Genomic DNA, 17,438 nt, shown 5'->3' with positions numbered 1-17,438 from the left:
AACACGGCAGTTTCGACGAGCCTGCACCGCCCAAAGCTACTTGGGCGGTGTTTTGTTTCGAGATGGAGAAATGCGGGCATGCGGGTGAAAAATAGCGAGCGGCTTGCTTTTCGAGTATTACAATGAAGACCCGTAAGATGTGAATGGAAAACTTCTACGGGAAGCGCAGGTAATTCAATATGACCAAGCATGTGTTTGTAACCGGCGGCGTAGTTTCGTCCTTGGGTAAGGGCATCACCGCGGCCTCGTTGGGCCGTCTGCTCAAGTCACGCGGCTACAAGGTGACGATGCAGAAGGCCGACCCGTATCTGAACGTCGACCCCGGCACCATGAGCCCGTTTCAGCATGGTGAGGTCTTCGTGACCGAGGATGGCTACGAGTCCGACCTGGACCTGGGCCATTATGAGCGCTTTATTGACGAGAATCTTACCCGTGATTCCAACTTTACGACCGGCGCTATCTACAAGAGCCTGATTGCCCGCGAGCGTCGCGGTGACTTTTTAGGCGGCACCGTTCAGGTGATTCCGCACGTCACCAACGCCATTAAGGATAAGTTCCGCCGCATCGAGGAGCAGACCGGTTCCGACGTGGTCATCACCGAGCTGGGCGGCACGATTGGCGATATCGAGTCGCAGCCGTTCGTGGAGGCCATCCGCCAGTACCGTAAAGAGGCCGGTCCCGAGAACGTCTGCTACATCCACGTGTCGCTCGTCCCCTATATCGCCGCCGCGCACGAGGTCAAGACCAAGCCCACGCAGCATTCGGTCAAGGAGCTTCGCAGCTTTGGCATTCAGCCCGACATCATTGTGCTGCGTTCTGATCACCATATCGACGATGCCATCCGTGGCAAGATCGCAAGCTTCTGCGACGTCGATACCGACTGCGTCTTTACCAACGAAGATTGCGCGAGTATTTACGACGTGCCGCAGCTGCTCGCCGAGCAGGACTTTGACCTGCGCATTTGCGAGCGCCTGGGCTTGGACCCGCGCGAGCGCGACATGAGCGAGTGGAACGAGTTCCTGCGCAAACAGAATCATGCCAACCACCATGCCGACAAGGTCAAGATCGCCGTTGTGGGCAAGTATACCCAGCTCCCCGATGCCTACCTGTCGGTTATCGAGGCCCTGCATCATGCAGGCGTTTTCTATGATCGTCATGTGGACGTGCAGCTGGTCGACGGCGAGAGCCTCGACGAGCAGAACGTCTCCGAGGTGCTGGGCGACGCATCGGGCATTTTGGTGCCCGGCGGCTTTGGCAAGCGTGCCCTGGAGGGCAAGATTCTTGCTGCCGAGTTTGCTCGCGAGCATAAGATCCCGTATCTGGGCATTTGTCTGGGCATGCAGGTCGCCGTGTGCGAGTTTGCCCGCAACGTGGTCGGCCTTGCCGGCGCTAGCTCCTCCGAGTTCGATCCGGACGGTCCGTTTAGCGTAATTGACCTGATGAGCTCGCAGGAGGACGTGACCGAGAAGGGCGGCACCATGCGCCTGGGCGCCTATCCGTGCAAGCTCGCTGCCGATACCCTTGCGCGCGAGGCCTATGGCGAGGAGCTTGTCTATGAGCGCCACCGTCATCGCTTTGAGTTCAACAATGCCTTCCGCGACCAGCTCGAGGACGCGGGTTTGGTTATCTCGGGTCTTTCGCCTGACGAGCGTCTGGTCGAGATGGTCGAGCTGCCGCGTGACGTGCATCCGTGGTATGTGGCCACCCAGGCCCACCCCGAGTTTAAGAGCCGTCCGACCAAGCCTCAGCCTCTGTTCCGCGAGTTCGTGCGCGCCTCGATTGGCCAGCACGAGGGTGTCGATCGCCTGCAGGTGACGCCCATGAACCTCGCGACGGACTAAGGGTGCCAGCGAACGAAAGACATACCGAAGATACTCCCTCGTTGCTCGATACGGTGACGGGGGAGTATCTTGATTACCTTGCGGTCGAGCGAGGCTTGGCGCGCAATACGATCGCGGCATATCGTCGTGACTTGACGACTTACTGTTCCTACCTGGAGCGGGCCGGTGTTGAGTCCTTTGAGGGCGTGAACCGTCAGATAATAGAGGGTTTTGTCGGTGATCGGCGCGACGGGGGCTACTCCGATGCCTCGGTGGAGCGTGCAGTTGCGGCCGTGAAAGGTTTGCATGCCTTTTTGGTTCGCGATGGAATCGTCGCCCAAAACCCGACGGCTGCACTGCGCCTGCCCAAAAAGGCGGAGCGCCTTCCGGAGTGTCTCTCGGTAGGGGATGTCTCGGCGCTCCTCGACCAAGATTTCCCGGAAGGGGAGATGGGTTTGCGGGACCATGCCATTTTGGAAGTGCTCTATGGATGTGGCCTGCGCGTGAGCGAGTTGGTGGGGCTCGATGTGGGCGACGTTCATTTTGACGACGGCTTTGTGCTGGTGCGCGGCAAGGGCTCGAAGGAGCGGCTTGCCCCACTCGTGGGAAGTGCCGCACGGGCTATGGCTCAATATATTGCTGATGGGCGTCGGCGCCTGGCCGCTCATGCCCGCGGGTCAAAGACGCCGGCAGTCTTTTTAAATAAGAACGGTGGTCGCCTGTCGCGTCAGAGTGTTCACGTCATATGCGAGCGATACGGGCGTCAGGTGGGACTGGTGGGACTTCATCCTCATACCTTGCGTCACTCCTTTGCGACCCATATGCTTGCGGGCGGTGCCGACCTGCGCGTGCTACAGGAGATTTTGGGACATGCCGACATTTCGACCACACAGGTCTACACGCATGTCGACCGTACGCAGCTGACCGAGGTCTACCTGGCGGCTCATCCGTTGGCGCATCGCTAGCGACTCTTTGACCTGCATATTTACAACTAATGGGGGACGGACCCCGGGTTGTCGTGACGCGGTTTTGTGCGCGTATCGGCAATCTGGGGTCCGCCCCATCTTTTGTCTTGCGCCGATGCGCCGGTGGGTCGCGCGTGACGTTGGTGGGGAAGTTTGGGGGGCGATGTGAACGGCGCGTAAAGGGACACAAAATTCGCCTCAAGGTCAACTTGAAGGTTGAGGTTGAAAGCCGGGCTGCTACAGATGGCATCCCGGCTTTGCTGTAAACACAACATATTGTGTTTTCGAACATATGAACGAGGGTGTTTTACAGCATATAGAGGGTGGAGTGGTGGGGTGTTGTGGGGGAAGGTGTGGGGAAAGATGTTGAAAAATGGGGCAGTTCCCCATATTATTAATGACGTCGACAGGCGGGGTGGTTCCCCGCGTACGTGCCATCTGAGTAACCGAGGGGAGGGCGCACATGGGAATGACAGGTGCATACGAGCGCAATCTCGATGCAAAAGGTCGTCTGTCCCTGCCTGCACCCCTTCGCGAGGAGCTTGGAGAGCATGTTCGCGTGTTCAAAGCCCTGGATGTCGATGCTCTGTACGTGTTCTCTGCCGAGGCCTTCGATAAGTGGGTCGAAGGACTCTTCGCGGGTCGTGAGGGCCACGAGGGTTTTAACCCGCGTGACATCAACGACCAGAAACTCATGAGGGCGATCAACAAGCGCACCACCTCGATGGATGTGGACAGCGCCGGTCGTATCGGTCTTTCTGAGTCTCTCCGCAAGCAGGCGAACCTCGACCGCGAGGTCACGGTTGTGGGCAACTACGACCACCTCGAGGTTTGGGACCGTGCTACGGCCGATGAGGACGATGACGATGAGGCTCTGCTGGACCTCTTCTTCTCGTAAGGGCAAGGCATGAGTAACGGATGGAGCGTGGGATCTTGACACAAGAATATCGGCATGAACCTGTCATGCTCGGCGAAGTGCTTGAGTCGCTGCAGCTAAAGAGCGGATCTGTCGTCTGCGATTGCACCCTTGGCGGTGCCGGTCATTCGGTAAAGATGGCCGCGCAGGTGGGGGAGACGGGTCTTTTGCTTGGCGTCGATCAGGACGACATGGCCCTCGAGGCCGCTGGTGCCCGTCTGGACCGCGAGGTCCCCGGCGTCCCGCATCAGTTGCTGAAGGGCAACTTTGGCGACTTGGACGAGCTGCTTTGCTCGGCCGAGGTGCCCGGGGTCGATGGCTTCCTGTTCGACTTGGGCGTTTCGTCACCGCAACTCGATATCCCTGGCAGGGGCTTTTCGTATAACGAAGATGCCCCATTGGACATGCGGATGGATCCGGGTAACAACACCCTAAACGCAGCTGAGGTCATCAACACCTATAACGAACACGACCTCGCCCGGATTCTACGCGTCTATGGCGAAGAGAAGTTCGCCTCGCAGATCGCACGCGAGATCGTGCGTCGCCGCGAGTCCGAACCGATTGAAACCACCGGTCAGTTTGTCGAGATCATCAAGGCTGGCATTCCGGCTGCCGCTCGTCGGCATGGCGGACACCCGGCCAAGAAAAGTTTCCAGGCCATTCGCATCGAGGTCAATCATGAACTCGATGTGCTCGAGAGAGGACTTGACGCCGCCACCAGGTGGCTCAACCCGGGCGGACGCATCTGCGTCATCTCGTATCACTCGCTCGAGGACCGTATCGTAAAGAACCACTTTAAGGAGATGAGCCAGGGGTGCACGTGTCCGCCGGAGATTCCGGTGTGCGTGTGCGGCAACGTGCCGATACTCAAGGTCATCACCCGCAAACCCTTGGTTGCCCAACCCGATGAGGTTGCGCGCAACCCTCGGGCGAGATCAGCCAAAATCCGCGTGGCGGAGCGCTTGTAGCGTTACGCGCGCGATATTGGACCTCCCGCTCGCACCATAAACGAAGCTTAAACACACTACCAACGTACTCGGGATGGGAGGCGGCATATCATGGGCTACAACACCTCAAACGCAGCACTCGCCTATGATATGAACGCCATGCCCGCCTACCGCGAGGCACCGCAGGCGCCCGCTGCTCCTCGTGAGCAGCGCACACCGCGCTTTGATGTCTACACGGGCGCGGGCCGTCAGGCAAACCAGGCGGTAAGCCCGGTTTTCATGAGCGTTCTTAAAACGTTTTGCATCATTGCGGCTATCTTCATGACGATTGGCGTCGCCCGCGTGGCGCTTGCAAGCGTTACGGCCCAGGTGCTCAACAGCAACGCCGAGCTGACTAACACGCTCGAGAAGGCGACCGATGAGAGCTCTGACCTTGAGGTCATGCACTCTGTTTATGGTGCCGATACGCGCATTCGCGATCTTGCGGGCGCTTATGGCATGGTGGAGCCCAGTGAGAGCGTTACACTTGATTTTTCGCAGGATGCAGCCGCGGGCGCTAGCTCGGCTGCGGCTGTCCAGTAATAAGGCGGTAGCTGAGTATGACAAATGATTATCACCGCGGTCCAGACGGGAGTCGCGGGCAGGGACGTCCCTCTTCGCGGGGACGTTCTGGTTATCAAGGATCGGGTCGGTCATCTTACAACTTGGGGTCGAATCGTGGCAACGACCCAACGTCGCGCCTTCGCGGCTCGGATGACCCTCAAGTACGCAATAGCAGATCGAATAGACGATCTTCGACCGAATGGCTTACGGGGACGCCATTGCCTCGCCGTAATGTCGTCATGGGTTGTATCGGTTTGGGCCTGGCTGCGGACGCCATCCGCCTTACCGACTACCAGATCGTAAATGCCGATGAGTTGCGCGGGCGCGCCGATGCTCGACGCCTGCTTGCGGAGACGCTTTACGCCAAACGCGGCACGATCTACGACCGAAACGGCAACGTGCTGACGTCGTCGGTCGAGTGCAGCAATGTCGCCGTGAATCCACAGCTGATCGAGGATGTCGATAAAACGGTATCGGCCTTGGTTAAGGCGACTGGAATCGATAAGAAGACTTGCCGCAAGCTGGTTCAGTCCGATGGCACCTGGGTGTATATCAAGCGCCAGGTAGACGAGGACGATGCCGCGGCATTGAAGAAGAAAAATCTGCCCGGCGTGCTCTTTGAGCAGGCGATGAAGCGGGTGTATCCATACGGCAATCTGGCTTCGCAGGTTCTAGGCGTGGTGAACGTTGACAACGTGGGCCTAACGGGACTTGAAAAGCAATATGACAAATTGCTGACCGGAACAAACGGCACGCTGGTACGAGAGCGTGCGAGGGACGATAGCTATATTGCGGGTGGCGCCTATAAAAAGGTTGCCGCCATCGATGGCGTTGACATCGTGACGACGCTGGATGTCAATATCCAGCGTGCAGCAGAGGACGCTCTGGCGGAGGCGGTCGAGAAGACCAAAGCCAAGAACGGTTCGGCTTTGGTGACAGACCCTACTACCGGCGAGATTCTGGCCGCCTGTTCGTATCCGACCTACGACCCGACCAATCTGGAGAACGCCAAGACCGAGGATATGAACTTGCGCTTGGTCACCGATGCGTATGAACCCGGTTCGGTCTTTAAGACGCTCGTTGCAGGTGCGGGTTTCGACTTGGGCGTCGTGCGCTCGAGTACGTCGTTTGAGGTGCCGGCGAGCATTAAGGTCGGCGACGATACCGTCACCGATGTCGATAAGCGTGACTACGCCATGACCATGGATGTGCGCGAGATGATGCGCCGCTCATCCAATGTTGGCTTTGTATTGGTCGGGCGTAAGATCGGCGCGGACGATTTTGCCGCGTACGTGGACAAATGGGGCGTTGGACACAGTTCGGGCATCGATTTTCCCGGCGAGAGCCTTGGCATTGTCAAGGAGCGTGACCAGTATGACGGTGCCACGTTGGGCTCGATGAGTTTTGGCCAAGCGCTGTCTGTCTCGCCGATCGAGATTGCGCGCGCCGTGGGCGGCATTGCCAACGGCGGCGTGATGATGACGCCGCACTTTTATAAATCCAGCAAAGGCGAGGAGAAGGACTGGGGCGAGGGCGAGCAGGCGATTTCTGAGGACGCCGCCGCCCAGGTGATATCGTGCATGCAGACGGTCGTTTCCGAGGGCACGGGTGTCGGGGGCGCCGTCGACGGTTACGACGTGGCGGGTAAGACCGGTACGGCCGAGCGCGCCGATGAAAAAGGCGGCTACCTCAAAGCGAGCTATATGTCGTCCTTTATGGGGTTTGCCCCGGCGCAAGCACCCAAGGTTTTGTGCTATATCACGCTCGACGGAACGCCGAGCGGTTCGGATGCTGCCGCCGTGCCGTTCCAGATCATTATGGCTAACGCGCTCGATGTGTTGGGTATCCCACGCACCAAGTAGGGGGTTACAATCCTGAAAAGGGCTGTCGATTAATCTGGAGGGTGTTCACATGCCCTGCACCACGCATGCGCGGCGCTGGGATACAATACGCCGATAGCATTATTAGGTTTACAGGGGAGCTGCAATGATAGAGATCGCCGTCAACAACCTCGCGGCCGCAACAGGGGCCCGGACCGTGACGGGAGAAGCCGATCGGGTATGCCGTGGGTGCGTTATCGACTCGCGCCAGGTTGAGGAAGGCACGATTTTTGTTGCCTTTCCGGGTGAAAAAGTCGACGGCAACGATTTTGCTTCCCGCGCCATCGAATCGGGTGCCGGCGCTGTTGTGATGACGCGCGAGCCCAATGCCGAGCTTGTATCGCTGGCTCAGCGTAAGGGCTGCGCCATCCTGCACACCGATGATCCCGAGGAATTTTTGCTGCGCCTGGCACATGCCTATCGCACGCAGCTTGGCTGCCTCGTGGTTGGCATTACCGGCTCTATCGGTAAGACGACGACCAAGGATGTCCTTGCGGCAGTGCTTGCCAAGCGCTATCGCGTTTGGGCCACCAAGGGTAATTTCAACAATCTGATCGGTATGCCGCTCACGGTTTTGGCCGCTCCTGCCGACACCGAGGTGCTGGTTCTCGAGATGGGTATGAACCATTTTCACGAGATCGAGCGCCTTTCTCGGTCCGCCAATCCCAACCTTGCCATCGTGACCAAGATCGGCACCTCTCATATTGGAATCCTGGGAAGTCGCGAGAATATCGCCCGCGCTAAGTCCGAGATTGTTGGGGGCATGTGTGCCGCCGACGACCTTCTCCCGTTGCTGGTTTTGGGCGGCGAAGACGACTTCACCCCGTTCATTCGTGAGACGTTTGCCGAGCCCGCGGGTATCGACGTGATGCTGGCGGGTGTTTCGGATGTTGATGAGGTTTGCGCCCGCGGCATTCACATTGATGACGAGGGCCGCCCGGTCTTTACGCTTGACTTTGGCATGGGTGAGTCCGTTGACACCATGCTCGCCATTCCCGGCGTCCAGTCCGTTCCCAATGCCGTTAAAGCCGCCGCAGTTGCCTATCGTTTGGGTGTGACCCCCGAGCAGATCGATGCTGCCTTTAGGGGTATCGCGATTACCGGTCATCGTCAGGAGATCAAACACGCCAAGAGCGGTGCCCGCATTATCGACGACTCGTATAACGCCAGCGCCGAATCCATGGCTGCTGGCCTTGACCTGCTGTGCTCGCTTTCGTGTTCTGGCTCTCGAATGGCGATTCTGGGCGAGATGGGCGAAATGGGCGACGAGGCCCCCCGCATGCATGAGCTGGTGGGCGCCTATGCCGCGGCTAAGAAGCTCGATATGCTGGCGTGCGTGGGCGGTGAGCTGGCCGCTCGTATGGCCGAAGCCGCGCGCATGATGGGCATGGACGAGGACCGCATCCAGGTGTTCTCCGATTATCAGCAGGTGCTCGACCGTATGGCCGGCGCACTTGAGAAACATGACGTTGTGCTGGTCAAGGGCTCTCGCTTTGTCGAGCTCGACCGCTTTGTGGAAGGTGTGTGCTAGCCCATGTTCGGGAACCCCGCGTATCCTACATACCAGGCCTTTTTGGGACTTGGCATCGCCGCCGCCATTGCGCTGCTGCTCATGCCGTGGTGGATCAAGCTTCTTAAGGTCGAGGGTATCGGCCAGCAGGTCCGCGCCGATGGACCCAAACGCCACCTGATTAAGCAGGGCACGCCCACCATGGGCGGCGTTGTCATTCTCGTAGCCGTTTCGCTGACGTGCCTTTTGATGGGCAAGCTCACCACCGAGCTTGTGCTCGTGCTGCTTGCCACGCTTGCAACCGGCGTTCTGGGCCTTATCGATGATTTGACCTCTGTCACGCACGGTCGTTCGCTCGGCCTGACGCCCCACGCCAAGATGATCGGTCTCACCATTATCTGCGTCACGTTTACCGTGCTTGCCGTCAGCTGGTGCGGCGTTGCCCCCGAGATTCGTTTTCCTGGCGGTCTGACGATTGACCTCGGCATCTTCTCGACCACCATTGGTGGCCTTACCTTTCCGTGGCTCTACATCGTCTTTTGCTGGCTGATGATCGCCGGTCTTTCTAATGCCGTGAACCTGACCGATGGCCTGGACGGCCTTGCCGGTGGCACCTCCATGATTGCCATGCTTGCCATGGCTGCCATGGCGTTTTTGCACGGTGACGTAAACCTGTCTATCTTCTGTACCGCATGTGCTGGTGCTTGCCTGGGCTTCCTTTGGTTCAACTGCTATCCGGCGAGCATCTTTATGGGTGATACCGGCTCTCTTGCCTTGGGTGCGGCCTTTGCCTGCACGTCCATTATGACCAACACCGAGGTCGTCTCGCTCATTATCGGCGGCCTGTTTATCGTCGAGACCCTGTCGGTCATGATTCAGGTCGTCTACTTCCACTTTACGCATAAGCGCGTCTTCCTTATGGCGCCCATTCATCATCATTTCGAGAAGAAGGGATGGGCCGAGACTAAGGTCGTCATCCGTTTTTGGATTGTCGCTGCCGCTTTTGGCGCTCTGGGCCTTGCCCTGTTTTTCCAGTTGGGATAGTGGTTTTTCATGCCTCTTGCAGATTCCTTTAGCCTGCTCGTCTTGGGCCAGGGTAAGTCCGGTCTAGATGTCGCTCGCTGGGCGCTTGCGCACCCCGAGCGCGTGAGTACCGTTACCGTGTACGGTGGCGGCACGTCCGAGCCCAATGATGCCACGCGCTCGCTCGAGGCGCGCGGGGTATCGTTTGTCTACGGAACCGAGCAGGTCGAGGGCGCGTTTGATGTATGCGTGACGTGTCCGGGCATCTCGGAGTTCTCGGCATTCTTTAAGGCTGGCCGCGATCACGCTGTCCAGATCATGGGTGAGCCCGAGTTTGCCTACCGCCTGTCTCCCAAAAATTGGATCGCCATTACGGGCACCAACGGCAAGACAACCACCACGTCGCTGACCGACTACCTGCTTAAGGCAGCGGGCGAGGCGAGCGTTGCTGTCGGTAATATCGGTGAGCCTCCGGTGAACGAAATCGACGACCGCGCGCATAACGAGTGGTTTGTAGCTGAGCTTTCGAGCTATCAGATCGCAACGACGACCGAGCTCCACCCCCGTGTGGCGGTGCTGCTCAACATCACCCCCGACCATCTGGGCTGGCACAAGAGCCATAAGAACTATGCGCTCGCCAAGATTAAGCTCTTCGAGAATATGGTCGATGATGACCTTGTGGTTATCGACGTCGAGGATGCCGGTATCCATGAATTCGATGAGTATGTCTACACGCCGGGTCGTCGCATCTGCAAGGTCGCCTTTGACGAGCCTGCGGGCGAGGACGCCGCATTTGTGCGCGATGGCAAGATGGTCATTCGCCTGAAGGGCGTCGAGACCCCGCTCATCGCCACGTCTGAGCTCAAAATCTCCGGACATCACAATGTCATCAATGCCCTGTGCGCTGCCACGGCCGCCCTGGCCGTCGGTGCCGATGTCGACGGTGTGTGTCGCGGCCTGGCCTCATTCCAGCCGCTGGAGCACCGCGTTGAGCCCTGTGGCGAGATCGATGGCGTGCGCTACGTCAACGATTCCAAGGCAACGAACACCGATGCGGTCGAAAAGGCCCTGACCGCGTTTCCCGACGACGACGTGATCTTGCTGCTCGGTGGTCACGATAAGGGAACGCCACTCGAGTCCTTCGCCCGCGTTGTCATGGACAACGTGCGATCGGTCGTCTGCTTTGGCGATGCGCGCGAGCGCTTTACCGCCGCTATGGACGAGGCCGATGTCGATGGTGACGTTGATATCGCTCAGGCTGACGACCTGCGCGACGCCGTCGACGTTGCCCGTTCGCTGTCGAGCCGAGGCGACGTGATCCTGCTTTCTCCCGCCTGTTCTTCGTTCGATGAGTTCTCGGGCTACGAGGAGCGCGGCCGCGTGTTTAAGGACTACGTGGCCCAGCTTGCCGCCGCAGCGAAATCGCAAATGGAATAGGGGCCGCCGGTGAGAGAGGAGAGCCCCCGACAAGGTATGAGGAGGCCCGACTCGGACCGTGCTTCCTCGCAGCGCAGTACGCCGCGTTCCGGTCGCGGCGGGCAGACGCTCAGCGAACGCTATATTGCCGGCGTCCCCGCCCGCATCATGCGCCCTCGTTTGATATTCATGGCGTGCCTGTTTACTTTAGTGTGCTTTGGTCTGCTGATGGTGTACTCGGCGTCATCGGTCGAGGCATTGCACGAGAACGGCTCGGCGACGTTTTTCCTGGTTCGACAGGCTACCTTTGCCGGGGTTGGCGTGCTTGCCATGGTTGCGATCGTTCGCGTCTTGCCGGACAGCTGGTTTGGGGAAAATGTACTTAGGATCTTCCTTATCGGCATGATTCTCTTGCTGTTTGCGGTATTTCTTGTCGGCAGTGGCAGCCGTGGCGCCACGCGCTGGCTCAACATCGCCGGTATTCAGTTCCAGCCTTCTGAGTTTTTAAAGCCGTTTGCCATCGCGTATTCGGCCATCATACTCGACCGTTTCTTTTCGCCCGGTGGCAACATCAACGAGTTCCTTCGTAAGATGGTCGTCTACTTGGGCATTTCGCTCTTTTTGATCTTTATCCAGCCCGATTATGGCACCGTCTTGATCATCTCACTGACCCTCATGTGTATGGCGTTATTTGCGGGCCTAGACCCCAAGTTTATCATCGGCGTGATCATTCTCGTCATTGTGATGAGTGTGTTTGCGCTTGTTGCAGAGCCGTACCGCATGGTGCGTGTTCAGGTTGCCCTGAACCCTTGGGCCGACGAGTATGGCGATGGCTATCAGGCAACGCTTGCCATCATGGCGTTTGCTTCGGGCGGCTTGTTCGGCCGTGGCATCGGTAACTCCACCATGAAGTATTCGTATCTGCCCGAGGCACACAACGACTATATTCTGGCCATTATTGGCGAGGAGGTCGGTTTTGTCGGGACCGCGCTGCTCTTCTTGGTCTTTGCGATGCTGATTTACTCAGCGTTTCGCATTGCCGAACAGGCTGCGGACCGTCGCGGAGCGCTCATGGCATCGGGTTCCGCAGTCATTCTCGCGGTACAGTTTTTGATCAATGCGCTGGGCATCCTCAACGTGTTTCCCATGACGGGTAAGCCGCTGCCGTTTATCAGCTACGGCGGTTCGTCGATTATCGTATCGCTTATGCTTGCGGGGCTGATCTTGCGCGTCTCGCACGAGAGCGCCCGTCGTGATGAGTACGACCGTCGCCGCGAGAGCTTTGCCGTTATGGACGAGAGTACCGCCGGCGTGCCCCATGTGCGCGGCGATCGCCCTTCGCGCAACGGTTTTACCGTCTTGGATGGCTCTGCGTCCGAGCCGGCGGCTCGTCCGCGCCCGCGAACGGCTCCGCAGGGGCGTCCCCAACGCCCGAACCCCCGAAGCTCGGGCGGCGGATATAATCGAATCAATTTGAATTCGGACCCATCGGCGCGTCTGCGCACCGACGATCAGGGACCGCGCGTACGAAGGGATTTTCATGACCGATAAGATGACCGTTGCTATCGCAGCCGGCGGCACGGCGGGACATATCAACCCTGCGCTTGCCTTGGCTGAGGAGTTGCGCGACCGCGGACATCATGTTGTGTTCGTGGGCCAGTCGCACAAGCTCGAGGGTCGTTTGGTTCCCGAGGCCGGGTTCGATTTTGTACCTATCACGGTCACGGGCTTCGACCGCTCCCGTCCTTGGACCGCGCTGAGCTCGCTGTGGCGCGTCAATAAGGCCAAGCGCTCGCTCGCCAGCCATTTCTCAAAGGTTGGCAAGCCCGATGCTGCCATCGGTTTTGGTGCCTACGTCGAGGTCCCGCTGCTGGGCTGGTGCAAGGATGCGGGCGTTCCGTATCTGCTGCACGAGCAGAACTCTGTTCCGGGCCTGGCCAATAAGATGATGAGTTCCCATGCCGCCCGCGTGTGTATCTCGGTGCCGGCTGCGCGCTCTGTCTTTGAGCGCGAGGGCGACCCCGAGCATCTGCTTATGACCGGTAATCCGGTGCGCCGCTCGGTCATTGAGGGCGATCGCGCCCGCGGCCGCGAGGCACTTTGCGTGCCCGAGGACGCTGTGCTGCTGCTCGTCTTTGGCGGTTCGCTCGGTGCCCAGCATCTCAACGAGCGCGTAGCCTCGCTCAAGAGTGAGCTGCTGACCCGCGAGAATCTCTACATTTTGCATTCGACGGGTGCCGACGGCTTTGAGGACACCGAGCGTGCTTTGGCGCTGACGTCCGATGAGATGAAGCGCTATCGCGTCCAGCCCTACATTGACAACATGGGCGACATGCTAGCTGCAGCTGACCTGGTGCTCTCGCGCTCCGGCGCCTCGAGCGTGGCCGAGATTGCCGCCCTCGCCGTGCCTTCGGTGCTCGTGCCGTATCCGCATGCCACGGCCGACCACCAGACGACCAATGCGCGTTATCTGGTCGATGCCGGTGCCGGCGTGCTTTGTGCCGATGCCGAGATCGATGCTCCGGCGTTTGCCGAGGAGCTGCTGCATCTGGTCGATGACGCTGCAGCGCGCGATGCCATGCGTCAGGCGGCGCGCGGGTTGGCTCAGGACCGCGCCGCCGCACTTTTGGCCGATGCGGTAGAGGGTTTGCGTTAGTTAGACGGGATATCGAGCTTGCGCTCGCGCGGATGCGGTAGGTGCGGTACAGTTAACGGGTTACAGGCAGTGTTTACGCAAGGAGTACACGAGCACATGGCTGATTCCCAGACTGCAACCTCCGCGCCCGAGTTCAAGAGCGCCCACTTTATCGGCATCGGTGGCGCCGGCATGAGCGGTATCGCTCTCGTTTTGCACGAGCGTGGCTATGCCGTTACCGGTTCCGACCTTAAGACCTCGCGCTACATTCGTCAGCTTACCCGTGCTGGCGTGAAGGTTCACGTGGGCCACGAGGCCGCCACGATCGATGAGGTCAAGCCCGACGTGGTCGTGGTCTCTACCGCTATTCCCGAGTCCAACCCCGAGCTTGTGCGTGCTCGCGAGCTCGGTATTCCTGTGTGGCCCCGCGCCAAGATGCTCTCGGCTCTGGGCCACGGCTACACCACCATCGCTGTTGCCGGTACGCACGGCAAGACCACGACGTCCTCGATGTGTGCCACCATGCTCGACCGCATGGGTCTGGATCCCAGCTTTTTGATCGGCGGTATCGTCGAGGGTTACGATACCAACGGAAAGAACGGCTCGGGTGACTACTTTGTCGCCGAGGCCGATGAGTCCGACAGCTCGTTCCTGTTCCTGGACCCCAACGTGGTCATCGTGACCAACGTCGAGGCCGACCATCTCGACCACTACTCGGGCATCGAGGAGATCGAGGCCACCTTTGCCAAGTTTATGGGCCTGGTTGGAGAGAGCGGTACCGTCATCGTTTGCGGTGAGGACCCGCATCTGGTCGAACTCGCCAAGTCGACGGGTCGCCACGTGCTTTCCTATGGCTTTGCCGAAACCAACGACGTCGTCTGCGTACATCCGGATGTCAAGGGCATTCAGAGCGACTTTACCGTTCGCTTTGAGGATGGGACCGAGCATGCTGTCGAGATCAAGAGCAACCCCGGTCGCCACAACATGCTCAACGCCACGGCAGTGCTAACCGTTGCCCATGTCCTGGGTCTCGACGTCGACGCCGCAGCCGAGGCGCTTTCGAGCTTTGAGGGCGTCCGCCGCCGCTTTACCCATGTGGGCGATATTGACGGCATCACCGTGGTCGATGACTACGGCCATCACCCCACCGAGATCAAGGCGACGCTTGCCGCCGCCTCGTCGCTGGGCTATAAGCATGTTGACGTCGTGTTCCAGCCGCACCGCTATTCGCGTTTGCAGGCGCTGTGCGATGACTTTGCCGATGCCTTCGCCAATGCCGATAAGCTGCTGCTCATCGATGTGTTCTCTGCCGGCGAGATGCCGATTCCGGGCGTAACCTCTAAGATGCTCGCTGACACTGTGCGCGCCAAGCACCCTGGCAAGGAGGTCGTGTACTGCTCCAGCCGTCTCGAGCTCAATCGTGAGCTCGAGAAGATGGTAGGTGAGGGCGATCTGCTGCTTACTATGGGCGCCGGCGACGTTACGACCGTTGGCCCTGAGTTCATCGAGTATCTGACTGCCAAGAAAGACGCTTAGCCCCTATGGGTCTGTTTAACGCCGTCATGGCGCTTTCGGGCATGATCGACACGGATGTAGTCGAGGATGAACGCCTTGCGCGTCATACGAGTTATCGTATCGGCGGCAAGGCCGACCTCTTCGTGACGTGCCATAGCTATCATGCCCTTCGTCGTGCCGTGGCAGTGCTCGACCGTGAACAGGTGCCGTGGGTCATTATCGGCAAGGGATCTAATCTGCTCGTTGCCGATGCGGGCTATCGCGGCGCCGTCATTTCGCTGGGGCGTGAGTTTCAGCGCACCGTTGTTGCCGAGGACGGTTGCACGCTGACCGTTGGCGCGGGCGTTATGTTCGCACGTTTGGTCAACGATGCCCTGTCGCGCGGGCTTTCGGGCCTTGAGTTTGCGGTTGGCATCCCCGGCTCGGTCGGCGGCGCCGTATCTATGAACGCCGGTACGCGTACCGAGTGGATAGGTTCGCTTGTCGAGGATGTGGTCACGTTTGACCCGGCATCCGGCATTAAGCATTATGCGGGGTCCGAGATTGCCTGGGGCTACCGTGAGTGTAGCCTACCGCGTAACGAGATTATTCTCGAGTGCGTGCTTAAGCTCAAACCTGCGCCTAAGGCCGACATTCGCGAGCGTATGGAGCGGTACCTGACGAGGCGCAAACGCACGCAGCCCATGGGTCGCGCTTCTTGCGGGTCGGTCTTTCGCAATCCACCCGACGCGAGCGTTGGCAAGCTGATTGAGGATTGTGGATTAAAGGGTTTTTCGGTTGGCGGTGCGGAAGTTTCGCCCGTACACGCTAATTTTATCGTTAATAACGGTACCGCCTCGGCCGATGACGTGGCCGCGGTTATCAGGCATGTGCACGGAAAGGTGAGGGAGGCGTATGGCATCGAGCTCAGACCGGAAGTCAAATTCCTCGGCTTCTAGAGCATCGAAACCTACCTTCCGCCGCGCCGGAGGGCGTTCCGGCGCACCCGTCCAGCCTCACCGCAAGCCCCCTGTGTCCTTCAAGCCCGCTGGATCCGTACGGTCCGCCAAACGTCCGGTCGTCGGCTCGCAACTTGGTGGACGCCCTGCCGCAAAAAAGACGGTTCACCCGGCTCCGCGCCCCTCGGTGACGTCTAAGTCGGCGATGGGTGCCAAGCCCTCTCGCCCCATAGTGACGCCCAAGCCCTCGCTGGGGGCTAAAGCGACGCATCCCGGTCGTACGTTGGGCGCTGCCAAGCCGCGCTCGTTGACGTCGGTGCCCGCCACTAAGGCACCTGCGACCAATAAGGGTATCAATCCGCTGTCGTCGCTTGGCGCCATGGCGAGTAAGACGTCCGAGGCCGCCTCTGCCGTTAAGGGCAAGGGCAAAATCGTGGGCGGAATCTTGGCGGCTGTGGCCGTGCTTGCCGTCGTTGCCATCGTCGTTATCAATTCCGGCCTGTTTGCCGCTACCGATATTCAGATCGAGGGCAGCGAGCATGTGACCAAGCACGATGCCATGCAGCTGATCAGTCTGCCCGAGAACACATCGCTCTTCAACGTAAATCCCGACCAGATTACCGAAGATCTCAAGCAGAACCCGTGGGTTTCGGGCGTGGACGTTCAACGGCAGTTTCCCCACACGCTCGTCATTACGCCGACGGAGCGCAAGGTCACCGCGATCGCTTATATAAGTTCCGACGATCTTGCCTGGGCCATCGGCGACGATGACACCTGGATCGCACCGCTTTCGACCTCTGTGGAGGTGGACGACCAGGGAAATGTCGTCACTTCGGGTGAGGGCGCCAACACATTGAGCGGTATCGATGCTGCGTTGGCGCTGGCCAAGCACTACGGGGCCGTGCTGCTTACCGATGTCTCGGCTGATGTCGAGCCGGTCTCGGGGCGGGCTGTTTCTTCCAAGGCCGTTAAAGCGGGCCTGGATTACGTGCGTGGTTTTTCCGGCGAATTCTTGGCGCAGATCAAGGATATTTCTATACCTTCGGTCGAGGCCATCTCGGCGAATCTTGATAATGGCGTTGAGGTCTCGCTGGGCGATTCTGATGATATCGCCAAGAAGGAACGCGTCGTGACCAAGCTTCTGTCGCAGGTAGAGGGCGTAACCTACATTAACGTTCGGTCTCCCGGCAACTATACGTTTAGAAACGCACCGACCGCTTAGCGTCGGTGCGTGGCTTTGTTGAGGGGCCATACCACGCCGTTTATCTGG

General features: G+C 59.3%; 14 protein-coding genes. All 14 read left to right on the top strand.

Annotated elements, in window-relative coordinates:
- Nucleotides 1-179 precede the first annotated feature (179 nt).
- The 14 genes from ACTQ0H_RS05465 to ACTQ0H_RS05400 all read left to right on the top strand — a co-directional run bounded on the left by ACTQ0H_RS05465 (nt 180) and on the right by ACTQ0H_RS05400 (nt 17,390).
- Nucleotides 180-1,841 (top strand): CTP synthase, encoded by a 1,662-nt coding sequence (locus tag ACTQ0H_RS05465; protein WP_154515231.1) that lies wholly within the window; start codon nt 180-182, stop codon nt 1,839-1,841.
- Between the two features lie 41 nt (nt 1,842-1,882).
- A complete protein-coding gene (gene xerD / locus ACTQ0H_RS05460) occupies nt 1,883-2,785 on the top strand; it encodes a site-specific tyrosine recombinase XerD (protein WP_441033218.1) in 903 nt (300 codons plus the stop codon).
- Nucleotides 2,786-3,248: 463 nt separating this feature from the next.
- The gene (locus ACTQ0H_RS05455; protein ID WP_035137949.1) at nt 3,249-3,683 is read left to right on the top strand and encodes a division/cell wall cluster transcriptional repressor MraZ; all 435 of its coding nucleotides are present in this window, start codon (nt 3,249-3,251) and stop codon (nt 3,681-3,683) included.
- Nucleotides 3,684-3,703: 20 nt separating this feature from the next.
- Nucleotides 3,704-4,669 (top strand): 16S rRNA (cytosine(1402)-N(4))-methyltransferase RsmH, encoded by a 966-nt coding sequence (rsmH, locus tag ACTQ0H_RS05450; RefSeq protein WP_154515233.1) that lies wholly within the window; start codon nt 3,704-3,706, stop codon nt 4,667-4,669.
- Between the two features lie 90 nt (nt 4,670-4,759).
- Entirely contained in the window at nt 4,760-5,230 is a 471-nt protein-coding gene (locus tag ACTQ0H_RS05445; RefSeq protein ID WP_427719178.1) for a hypothetical protein, read from the top strand.
- A 260-nt stretch (nt 5,231-5,490) separates the two neighbouring features.
- Nucleotides 5,491-7,113, top strand: a complete 1,623-nt coding sequence (locus tag ACTQ0H_RS05440; RefSeq protein ID WP_441547888.1) for a peptidoglycan D,D-transpeptidase FtsI family protein — start codon at nt 5,491-5,493, stop codon at nt 7,111-7,113.
- A gap of 124 nt (nt 7,114-7,237) precedes the next feature.
- Nucleotides 7,238-8,662 (top strand): UDP-N-acetylmuramoyl-tripeptide--D-alanyl-D-alanine ligase, encoded by a 1,425-nt coding sequence (locus ACTQ0H_RS05435; RefSeq protein ID WP_427719184.1) that lies wholly within the window; start codon nt 7,238-7,240, stop codon nt 8,660-8,662.
- A gap of 3 nt (nt 8,663-8,665) precedes the next feature.
- Nucleotides 8,666-9,685, top strand: a complete 1,020-nt coding sequence (mraY, locus tag ACTQ0H_RS05430; RefSeq protein ID WP_154515238.1) for a phospho-N-acetylmuramoyl-pentapeptide-transferase — start codon at nt 8,666-8,668, stop codon at nt 9,683-9,685.
- Between the two features lie 9 nt (nt 9,686-9,694).
- Nucleotides 9,695-11,101, top strand: a complete 1,407-nt coding sequence (gene murD / locus ACTQ0H_RS05425) for a UDP-N-acetylmuramoyl-L-alanine--D-glutamate ligase (protein WP_441547887.1) — start codon at nt 9,695-9,697, stop codon at nt 11,099-11,101.
- 36 nt (nt 11,102-11,137) lie between these two features.
- Nucleotides 11,138-12,631 (top strand): putative lipid II flippase FtsW, encoded by a 1,494-nt coding sequence (gene ftsW, locus ACTQ0H_RS05420; protein WP_441016681.1) that lies wholly within the window; start codon nt 11,138-11,140, stop codon nt 12,629-12,631.
- The gene (gene murG / locus ACTQ0H_RS05415; protein ID WP_441547886.1) at nt 12,621-13,736 is read left to right on the top strand and encodes an undecaprenyldiphospho-muramoylpentapeptide beta-N-acetylglucosaminyltransferase; all 1,116 of its coding nucleotides are present in this window, start codon (nt 12,621-12,623) and stop codon (nt 13,734-13,736) included. Before ftsW ends, murG begins: the two co-directional genes overlap by 11 nt.
- A gap of 96 nt (nt 13,737-13,832) precedes the next feature.
- Entirely contained in the window at nt 13,833-15,251 is a 1,419-nt protein-coding gene (gene murC / locus ACTQ0H_RS05410) for a UDP-N-acetylmuramate--L-alanine ligase (protein WP_441547885.1), read from the top strand.
- A gap of 5 nt (nt 15,252-15,256) precedes the next feature.
- Nucleotides 15,257-16,168, top strand: coding sequence for a UDP-N-acetylmuramate dehydrogenase (murB, locus tag ACTQ0H_RS05405; protein ID WP_154515248.1), 912 nt, complete (start codon nt 15,257-15,259; stop codon nt 16,166-16,168).
- Nucleotides 16,169-16,241: 73 nt separating this feature from the next.
- Nucleotides 16,242-17,390, top strand: a complete 1,149-nt coding sequence (locus ACTQ0H_RS05400) for an FtsQ-type POTRA domain-containing protein (protein ID WP_441547884.1) — start codon at nt 16,242-16,244, stop codon at nt 17,388-17,390.
- Nucleotides 17,391-17,438 lie beyond the last annotated feature (48 nt).

Origin of the sequence: Collinsella sp. LCP21S3_A3, from assembly GCF_052118905.1 — a bacterium.
Lineage (GTDB): Bacteria > Actinomycetota > Coriobacteriia > Coriobacteriales > Coriobacteriaceae > Collinsella.
Note: the sequence above shows the minus strand (reverse complement) of the source record. Positions and strands in the feature narration are given on the sequence as shown.

What these genes read in the sequence shown, in the direction of transcription:
- ACTQ0H_RS05465 (WP_154515231.1), top strand. Translation starts at nt 180, where the DNA reads ATGACCAAGCATGTGTTTGTAACCGGCGGCGTAGTTTCGTCCTTGGGT.
- ACTQ0H_RS05455 (WP_035137949.1), top strand. Translation starts at nt 3,249, where the DNA reads ATGGGAATGACAGGTGCATACGAGCGCAATCTCGATGCAAAAGGTCGT.
- rsmH (WP_154515233.1), top strand. Translation starts at nt 3,704, where the DNA reads ATGGAGCGTGGGATCTTGACACAAGAATATCGGCATGAACCTGTCATG.
- ACTQ0H_RS05445 (WP_427719178.1), top strand. Translation starts at nt 4,760, where the DNA reads ATGGGCTACAACACCTCAAACGCAGCACTCGCCTATGATATGAACGCC.
- ACTQ0H_RS05440 (WP_441547888.1), top strand. Translation starts at nt 5,491, where the DNA reads ATGGGTTGTATCGGTTTGGGCCTGGCTGCGGACGCCATCCGCCTTACC.
- ACTQ0H_RS05435 (WP_427719184.1), top strand. Translation starts at nt 7,238, where the DNA reads ATGATAGAGATCGCCGTCAACAACCTCGCGGCCGCAACAGGGGCCCGG.
- mraY (WP_154515238.1), top strand. Translation starts at nt 8,666, where the DNA reads ATGTTCGGGAACCCCGCGTATCCTACATACCAGGCCTTTTTGGGACTT.
- murD (WP_441547887.1), top strand. Translation starts at nt 9,695, where the DNA reads ATGCCTCTTGCAGATTCCTTTAGCCTGCTCGTCTTGGGCCAGGGTAAG.
- ftsW (WP_441016681.1), top strand. Translation starts at nt 11,138, where the DNA reads ATGAGGAGGCCCGACTCGGACCGTGCTTCCTCGCAGCGCAGTACGCCG.
- murG (WP_441547886.1), top strand. Translation starts at nt 12,621, where the DNA reads ATGACCGATAAGATGACCGTTGCTATCGCAGCCGGCGGCACGGCGGGA.
- murC (WP_441547885.1), top strand. Translation starts at nt 13,833, where the DNA reads ATGGCTGATTCCCAGACTGCAACCTCCGCGCCCGAGTTCAAGAGCGCC.
- murB (WP_154515248.1), top strand. Translation starts at nt 15,257, where the DNA reads ATGGGTCTGTTTAACGCCGTCATGGCGCTTTCGGGCATGATCGACACG.